This is a genomic window from Nonomuraea composti (assembly GCF_012034275.1).
GTDB lineage: Bacteria > Actinomycetota > Actinomycetes > Streptosporangiales > Streptosporangiaceae > Nonomuraea > Nonomuraea composti.
Map to the genome: position 1 here is coordinate 20522 of NZ_JAATEP010000094.1, position 8420 is coordinate 28941.

At 71.5% G+C, this 8420-nt stretch carries 8 protein-coding genes; 5 read left to right on the forward strand and 3 right to left on the reverse strand.

Going from position 1 to position 8420, the window contains the following annotated elements; all coding sequences use genetic code 11:
• Positions 1-753 carry an alpha/beta hydrolase gene (locus tag HCN51_RS55365; protein ID WP_240974243.1) on the forward strand — a complete coding sequence of 251 codons (753 nt, stop codon included), beginning with the start codon at positions 1-3 and terminating at the stop codon, positions 751-753.
• A 193-nt stretch (positions 754-946) separates the two neighbouring features.
• Here HCN51_RS55365 and HCN51_RS55370 read toward each other — a convergent pair whose 3' ends face one another.
• A complete protein-coding gene (locus HCN51_RS55370) occupies positions 947-2380 on the reverse strand; it encodes an aldehyde dehydrogenase (RefSeq protein WP_168021826.1) in 1434 nt (477 codons plus the stop codon).
• Positions 2381-2638: 258 nt separating this feature from the next.
• On the opposite strand from HCN51_RS55370, the gene HCN51_RS55375 reads away from it, so the two are divergent.
• The gene (locus tag HCN51_RS55375) at positions 2639-3535 is read left to right on the forward strand and encodes a VldE C-terminal domain-containing protein (protein WP_168021818.1); all 897 of its coding nucleotides are present in this window, start codon (positions 2639-2641) and stop codon (positions 3533-3535) included.
• Here the strand turns inward: HCN51_RS55375 and HCN51_RS55380 are convergent.
• Positions 3517-4830 (reverse strand): GH1 family beta-glucosidase, encoded by a 1314-nt coding sequence (locus tag HCN51_RS55380; protein ID WP_168021819.1) that lies wholly within the window; start codon positions 4828-4830, stop codon positions 3517-3519. The genes HCN51_RS55375 and HCN51_RS55380 overlap by 19 nt on opposite strands.
• Positions 4831-4914: 84 nt before the next feature.
• Between HCN51_RS55380 and HCN51_RS55385 the strand changes: the two genes are divergently transcribed.
• Entirely contained in the window at positions 4915-5541 is a 627-nt protein-coding gene (locus HCN51_RS55385; protein WP_080045577.1) for a TetR/AcrR family transcriptional regulator, read from the forward strand.
• Positions 5542-5546: 5 nt separating this feature from the next.
• Here the strand turns inward: HCN51_RS55385 and HCN51_RS55390 are convergent, their stop codons facing one another.
• Positions 5547-6470, reverse strand: coding sequence for an aldo/keto reductase (locus tag HCN51_RS55390; RefSeq protein ID WP_168021820.1), 924 nt, complete (start codon positions 6468-6470; stop codon positions 5547-5549).
• A 79-nt stretch (positions 6471-6549) separates the two neighbouring features.
• Between HCN51_RS55390 and HCN51_RS55395 the strand changes: the two genes are divergently transcribed.
• Both HCN51_RS55395 and HCN51_RS55400 read left to right on the forward strand, forming a co-directional pair.
• Complete coding sequence (locus HCN51_RS55395; protein WP_080045579.1) at positions 6550-6909, forward strand: MerR family transcriptional regulator; 360 nt, start codon at positions 6550-6552, stop codon at positions 6907-6909.
• Between the two features lie 36 nt (positions 6910-6945).
• Positions 6946-8385 carry a penicillin-binding transpeptidase domain-containing protein gene (locus tag HCN51_RS55400; protein ID WP_168021821.1) on the forward strand — a complete coding sequence of 480 codons (1440 nt, stop codon included), beginning with the start codon at positions 6946-6948 and terminating at the stop codon, positions 8383-8385.
• Positions 8386-8420 lie beyond the last annotated feature (35 nt).

The window sequence follows — 8420 nt, forward strand, 5'->3', positions numbered from 1 at the left end:
ATGCCTTTCGCGCCCAACTTCCCCGTCATGCTCAGGACCGAGGACGGGGTCCGCATCGACGCCGCGCACACGCCCTCCGCCCGTACGGACGTGGGGATCGTGGTGGCGCACGGCTTCACCGGGTCCTGGCGGGAGCGCACCGCGCGCCGCATCGTGCACGTGCTGAGCGGGTACGGCGGCGTGGTCGCCTTCGACTTCCGCGGCCACGGCAGGTCCGGTGGCGAGACCACGGTGGGCGATCTGGAGATCCTCGACGTGGAGGCCGCGGTCGGGCACGCCCGCGTGATCGGCTACTCGAAGGTCGCGGTCGTGGGCTTCTCCATGGGCGCGGCGGTGGCCGTCCGGCACGCGGGGCTGCGCGGCGGGGTGGACGCCGTGGTGGCGGTGAGCGGGCCGGCCCGCTGGTACTACCGGGGGACCAAGCCGATGCGGCAGGTGCACTGGGCGATCGAGCGGCCGGTCGGGCGGTGGGCGGCGCGCGTGGCCAAGCGCACACGGATCGCGCGGGGCGAGTGGGACCCGGTCCCGATGCCGCCGCACGAGGCCGCCGGGCTGATCGCGCCGGTGCCGCTGCTGATCGTGCACGGCGACGCGGACGCGTTCTTCCCGCTGGATCACGCGCGCCAGCTCTACGACGGCGCGAAGGAGCCGAAGGAGCTGTGGATCGAGCCCGGATTCGGGCACGCGGAGTCGGCGGCGACGCCCGAACTCGTCCGCCGGATCGGCAAATGGATCTCCTCGAACTTTTCCTGAGTGAAACACGTCTACCTAGGGCGGATGGCAGGAAACCGCCGGGAGAAAGTCCCTGGGGAAGGAAACCGTCGATGCGGTGGACGTGGGACATACTGCTGTAGTCGGCCGGTAGCCCAGCGTCGCGGGGGCGCGCTGGGTGACCATCCGTACAGAGGGCCCCGCCAGGGGTGGCGGGGCCCTCGCCGTGCCCGGCTCAGCCCAGGCGGGCGATCGTCTTGTACTCCAGGTAGGAGTTGAGGCCCTCGGGGCCGAGCTCGCGGCCGATGCCGCTGGCCTTGTAGCCGCCGAAGGGGGCGTTGGTCTCCAGCATGAAGCAGTTCACGCCGTACGTGCCGGTGCGGACCTGGCGGGCCACCTCCATGCCGTGCTCGGCGTCGGCGGTCCAGACGGTGCCGGCCAGGCCGTAGTCGCTGTCGTTGGCGATGCGGACGGCGTCGGCCTCGTCCTCGTACGGGATCACGGCGAGGACCGGCCCGAAGATCTCCTCGCGGGCGATGCGCATGTCGTTGCTGACGCCGGCGAAGACGGTGGGCGCGACGTACCAGCCGCGGTCGTACGGCCGGTCGAGGCCGCCCACCACGATCTTGGCGCCTTCGTCCATGCCGAGCTTGATGTAGCCCTCGACGCGCTCCTGCTGCCGCTTGGCGACCAGGGGGCCGATGCCGGTGGCGGGGTCGGCGGGGTCGCCGACGGGCTGGGAGCCGACCATGGCGGCGATGGCGTCCACGACCTCGTCGTAGCGGTTGCGGGAGGCCAGGATGCGGGTCTGGGCCACGCACGCCTGGCCGTTGTTCATGAGGGAGGCCATCGACAGGAAGCCCATGCTGGCGGCCAGGTCGGCGTCGTCCAGGATGATCGCGGCGGACTTGCCGCCCAGCTCCAGGCTGACCCGCTTGAGCTGCTCGCCGCAGACGGCGGCGATGCGCCGCCCGGCGGCGGTGGAGCCGGTGAAGGCGACCTTGTCCACGCCCTTGTGGGCGACCAGGTGCTCGCCGACCTCGCGGCCGGCGACGACGATGTTGAGCACGCCCGCCGGCACGCCGGCCTCGGCCGCCCACTCGGCCAGCAGGTACGCGTCCAGCGGCGTCTCGGGGGCCGGCTTGAGCACGATGGTGCAGCCCGCGAGCAGCGCGGGCGCGACCTTGGTCATGGTCACGAACTGGGGGACGTTCCACGGCACGACGGCCGCCACCACGCCCACGGGCTCCCTGCGCACGGTGATGGGGCCGAACAGCCCGGGCCGCTGCTCCTCCTGCTCGAACGTCCGGCCGAGTTCGGCGTAGAACTGGAGCATGCCGAGCGGCTGCGGCGCCTGCGCGAGGTTGGAGAACGTGATCGGCGAGCCCATCTCCTCGGTGATGAGCTGGGCCATCTCGCTCTGGCGCTCGTTGTAGATGGCGGCCAGCCGGGCGATCACCTCGGCCCGCTCGGCGAACGTCATGCGGGGCCACGGCCCGTGGTCGAACGCCTCCCGGGCGGCCGCGACGGCCCGCTCCATGTCCTCGGTGGTGCCGTCCGGCACGCGGCCGACGATCTCCTCGGTATGGGGGGAGATGACGTCGATCGTGCCGGTGCCCGCGGGGGCCACCCATTCGCCCCCGATGAACAGCTTGTCGTGCTGGCGCATGTCGTGAGCCTCCTGCTTGACCGAATGCTTGCTTGTCTTCGGCATGTCCCAAGGCGACCGAATCATGTTCTGTCCGCGCACGCAAGGGGAGGTCGCCGCACGGCACGCCGGGTGTCGCCGCGCCGCGCGCGAGGGTCCCGTGCGATTCGGACAAAACCCGATAAGTTTCGCCAAAGGTGCAGCAGTTCGGCCGTTCGGATGACAGGGATCAAGATCATCTTCTATAGTTTCGGTCCGTCTAGAGGGGAGGGGACGGGTGTGAGAATCTGGCGGCTCGCCGTTCTCGTCGCCGTACTCTCCGGGCTGCTCGGACTCCACTCCCCGTCGCCGGCCATGGCCGACCCCAGCCCCGCCGAGCTGCGCAAACTCACCAAACAGGCCGCCCGGCTGAACGAGCTCTACCGCGGCCAGATCCAGAGCCTCGAAGAGATCAGGGTCCAGGCCAAGAAGGCCACCGACACCTCCGGCGACCTGGAGGCGCAGCTCAAGGCCGCCCAGGCCGAGGTGAGCCGCATCGCCCAGACCTCCTACATGTTCGGGCCCCTCGACGGCGTGCGGCTGCTCACCCCCAACGCCGACCCCTACGCCATGCTCGGCGGCGCCGCCAACCTCACGTACATGGCCAACGAGCGGGCCCAGCGCGTCGAGAGCATCAAGAAGCTGATCGACAAGCACAACGACGCGAAGGCCAACGCCAGCGAGAAGATCGAGAAGATGCGCAAGGAGATCAAGGCGCTGCAGAACAAGAAGGACGAGATCCAGAAGCTGCTGCAGAAGTACGGCTTCCAGCAGCCGGGCGGCGCCGAGGGCCTGACGCCGCGAATGATCAACGTCCGCGCCGAGATCATGGCGAACTTCCCGATGAAGTACGGCGTCGGCTGCCTGCGCCCCGGCGACCCGGGCGAGCACGGCAAGGGCCGGGCCTGCGACTTCATGATGTCGAGCGGCGGCCGGATGGCCACCGGCTCCGACGCGGCCAACGGCGACGCGCTGGCCGCCTGGCTGATCAAGAACGGCCCCCGGCTGGGCGTCATGTACATCATCTGGAAGCAGCGCTACTACGACATCCGGTCAGGCGGCGGCTGGGACCCGATGTCCGACCGCGGCGGCGTGACCGCCAACCACTACGACCACGTTCACGTGTCGGTGTTCTGACCTTCCAGGAACCGCGCGTACCAGTGGTAGGAGCGCTTCGGCGTGCGGCGCTGGGTGGCGAAGTCCACGTGCACCAGGCCGAAGCGCTGGTCGTAGCCCTCGGCCCACTCGAAGTTGTCCAGCAGTGACCAGACGAAGTAGCCGCGCACGTCCACCCCTTCGGCCATGGCCTGCCGCATGGCGGCGATGTGGCCGTCGAGGTAGTCGATTCGGGCGGTGTCGTCGATCGTGCCGTCCGGGCCCGGGACGTCCTCCTGGGAGCAGCCGTTCTCGGTGATCAGGATGGGCGGGAGCGCGGCGCCGTACCGGGCCTTGAGGCCGGTGAGCAGCTCGCGCAGGCCGTCGGGGACGACCGGCCAGCCGAAGGCGGTGGTCGGATAGCCGGTGACGCCGGCGTCGTCGAACGGGAGCCCGTCGCCGGTGGGGGCGGCGATGCGGGTGGGGTTGTAGTAGTTGATGCCGAGGGCGTCGAGCGGGGCGGCGATGGTGTCCAGATCGCCGTCACGGACGAAGTCCAGCGCGGACGTGTACGCCGACAAATCCGGATATTTCCCGAGAAGCACGGGGTCGTTGAACAGCCGGTTGTGCAGGATGTCATACGCCTCGGCCGCCCGCACGTCCGCCTCGCTCTCCGAGGCCGGCCAGACGGGCGTGCAGTTGTTCGTCAGCGCCACCTGGCGGGCGCCGGCCGCCCTGAGCGCCCGCACGGCCAGGCCGTGGCCGAGGAGCTGGTGGTGGGCGGCGGGCAGAGCATCGGTCAGCAGGGCCCGGCCGGGGGCGTGCACGCCCATGGCGTAGCCGTAGGCCATGTGCACGAACGGCTCGTTCAGGGTGATCCACATCGGCACGCGGTCGGCCAGCCGCGCCGCGACCGTGGCGGCGTACGCGGCGAACAGCTCGCTGACCTCGCGGTTCAGCCAGCCGCCGCGCTCCTCCAGCGCCTGGGGCAGGTCCCAGTGGAACAGCGTGGGCACCGGCTGGACGCCGGCCGCCAGCAGGGCGTCCACCAGCCGGTCGTAGAAGTCGAGCCCCGCCGCGTTCACCCGGCCGGAGCCCTCGGGCAGCACGCGCGGCCAGGCGATCGAGAAGCGGTAGGCGTTGACGCCGAGGCCGCGCATGAGGGCGACGTCCTCGGGCCAGCGGTGGTAGTGGTCGCAGGCCACGTCGCCCGTCTGGCCGTTCCTGGTGCGGCCGGGCTCGTGGGAGAAGACGTCCCAGACGGAGGCGCCCCTGCCGTCCTCGGTGGTGGCGCCCTCGATCTGGTACGCCGCCGTGGCCGTGCCCCACCAGAACATACCCGCCTCCTATGAGGGTGGCTCATGTTTGTCCGAGGTCAAAGACTCTGACTCATCCGGGCGCGAATGCGCAAGGATGGGGGCATGACCAGTACCCTGCGCCGCCGACCCGCTCAGCGCCGGAGCGTCGAGCGCGTGGAGCGCATGCTCGACGAGTGCGCGCTCCTGCTCGACGAGGTCGGCTACGAGGCGCTGACCACGAAAGAGGTCGCGCGCCGGGCCGAGGTGCCGATCGGCACGTTCTACCAGTTCTTCCCCGACAAGCAGGGGCTGGTGGGGGCGCTGGCGCGGCGCAACCTCGAGGCGTTCCTGCAGCGCATCACCGAGCGCATCCCCACGGCCGACCTCGGCCACTGGACCGACCTGGTCGACCTGGCCATCGACGAGTTCGTCGACATGAAGCGCACCACCCCCGGCTTCGCCGTCGTCGACTTCGGCGAGGTGCTCGGCGCGCCCGGCGACAGCGGCAAGCGGGCGCTCGACGAGACGCAGGAGAACAACGTCGTCGTGGCCGAGCGCCTGCGCGCCCTGACGCTGGAGCTGCTCGGCGCGCCCGCGGGCCCGGGGCTCGACCGCGCGCTGCTGGTGGCGGTCGAGGCCACCGACGCGGTGCTCAAGCTCGCCTTCCGCGTCGATCCCGGCGGCGACCCCGAGCTGATCGCCGAGTGCAAGCAGCTGGTCCGCCGCTACCTGGCCGACCACCTGCCGTAGGAGCGCTACGCGGCGGCGTCCATGCGGGCGCGCTGCTCGTCGTCCAGCTTGAGCTCCGCCGCGCCGATCGCCTCCTCCAGCTGCTCCATCGTGGAGATCCCGACGATCGGCACGATCCCGTCGGCCATCAGCCAGGCCAGCACCACCTGGTTCGGCGTCGCGCCCAGCTCCCCGGCCACCTCGTGCAGGACGGCCAGCCGCCGCGTCGTGCCCGGGTGGTCGTAGATCTCCGGGATCGCCCGGTCCGGCCGCGTGTAGGCGCCGAACATCAGCGTGTTGTACGCCCACAGCGTCAGGTCCGGCTCGTCGGCCAGGTAGCCGAGCAGGTCGTCCGTCACGAGCCGGTGCCCCGACTCGGGGAGCTTGATGCCCGGGCGCGGGTGCAGGTAGGTGTGCCGCTGCTGGACGTGGGTGTAGGGCAGCCAGCCGCGCGCCCCCGAGACGTTCCTGGCCCGCTCCAGCCGCCAGGCCGGCAGGTTGCTGGCCCCGATGGCCCGCACCTTGCCGGCCTGCGCCAGCTCGTCGAAGGCCCGCAAAGTCTCCTCGAACGGGACGGACCGATCCTCGATGTGCGACCAATACACATCGATGTAGTCCGTCCCCAATCTCTTGAGGCTGCCCTCCGCGCCCCGGGCGACGGCGGCCGCGGACAGGCCCTCCGCCGAGTCCAGCGTGCGGTCGCCGGCGACGGTGGGGCGGGCGCCGACCTTCGTACTGAGGACGACCGCGTCGCGGTTGCCGCGGGCGGCCAGCCACGCGCCGATGGCCAGCTCGCTCTCGTCCCCCGTGCGGCCCTCCACCCAGAACGGGTAGTTGTTGGCCGTGTCGATCCTGGTGCCGCCGGCCTCCACGAACCGGTCGAGAAGCGCGAAAGTGGTGTCCAGGTCGACGGCGGTGCCGAACGGGATCGTGCCCAGTGCGATGTTCATGGCGCCGACTCTGGGACCTGGAGCGCACTCCATGTCAAGCGGTTGACCTGGAGTGGACTCCAGGTGAGATCCTTGGAGCGTGAGCGTCTACACACCGGCGGAGGTCGTCGAGGAGACCGGCTTCAGCATCGACACACTCCGCTACTACGAGAAGATCGGGCTGCTGGAGCGCGTCGACCGCAACGCCGCAGGTCAGCGCAGGTTCAGCCAGGAAGACATCGGCTGGCTCGGCATGGTCCGCTGCCTGCGCGACACGGGCATGCCCATCGCCACGATGCTGCGCTTCGCCGAGCTCGTCCGCGCGGGCGACCACACCATCCCCGACCGCATCAAGCTGCTGGAAGAGCACGACCGGCAGGTCCAGGCCCAGATCGCGAACCTCGCCGAGCGCCAGAGCTACATCCACCACAAGATTTCCTACTACCGCAGCCTGCTCTAGCCCTGCCTTTGCGGCCCGGTTGCTACACCTCGATCCATGGCTGGATCGAGGGGGAGGTGGCTGGACGTCCCGCTGGGCCGGGTCGCCAAGCTGTGCGCCGTGCTGCTGTTCGCCCTGCTCACGCACGTCACGCTCGTCCAGGCGTTCGGCTCCCACGCGCTCAACGCCGACCGCAGGAACGAGCGCGCCCTCATCGACCGGTACGGCCGGCCGCGCGGCGACATCCGCACCTACGACGGCACGCCGATCGCGACCAGCCTGCCCGCCACCGGCGGCCCCTACCGGTACCGGCGCGCCTACCCGCGCGGCGCCGAGTACGCCGCCGTCACCGGGCACGTGTCGCTGCACCGCTCGACCGGCCTCGAGCAGGCGCAGGACGCGGTGCTGTCGGGCGAGGACCCGAAGGTCAAGGTGCGCTCGCTGGTCGGCGAGGGCGCCGTTGAGGGCGCCGACCTGCGGCTGACGATCCGCGACCGGGTGCAGCGGGCCGCCTACCAGGGCCTGCGGAACGCCGGGATCCCGGGCGCGGTGGTGGCGCTCGACCCGGCGACCGGGGCGGTGCTCGGGCTGGCGACGTACCCGACGTACGATCCGAACGCGCTGGCCACCTTCGACCGCGGGCTGCTCGCGCAGACGGCCAGGAAGCTGCGGCAGGAGCCCGCGCAACCGCTGCTCAACCGGGCACTGAACCGGCTCTACCCGCCCGGCTCCACGTTCAAGCTGGTCACCGCGGCGGCGGCGCTGGCGTCCGGCGAGTACACGCCGGCGGCGGTCGTGCCCGCGCCCGCCCGGCTGCGGCTGCCGGGGGCGCCCGCCTACCTCCAGGCCGGCGCGCGGTGCGGGAGCGGGCGGCCCACGCTCGCGTACGCCTTCCAGGCGTCCTGCGACACCGCCTTCGCCGCCATCGGGCTGCAGCTCGGGCAGGACCTGCTGCGGGACCAGGCGGAGGCGTTCGGGTTCAACCAGGCCGCGCTCCGGATCCCGCTGCTCGCCACGCCCAGCCGGTTCCCGTCCGTCACGGGCCGGGACCAGCTCGCGCTGACCGCGATCGGGCACCACGGCAACCGGGTGACGCCGCTGATGGTGGCCATGCTGTCGGCGGCGGTGGCCAACAACGGGGTGCTGATGCGGCCGTACCTGGTGGAGGAGGCGCGGCTGCCGGACGGGGCCGTCATCAACCGGGCCTCGCCCGTGGCCTACCGCACGGCGGTGGCGCCCATGCTGGCCCGGTACCTGGCGGCCATGATGACGTCCGTCGCGCCCGCGTCGGGCACGGGGGCGGGCGTTCCGGGAGTGCGGATGGCGGCCAAGACCGCCGCGTCGGGGGACGTGCCGGGGGAGAACGCCGTGATCACCGCGTTCGCGCCGGCCGAGGCTCCCGAGGTGGCCGTGGGGGTGGTGCTGGAGCGGCCGGGGCAGCGGGTGGACGCGGTGGCCACCATCGCCCGCGCGGTCATCGAGGCCGCGCTGAGCTGACACGTCAGCGGTAGGCGGTGGCCTGGAGGGTGTAG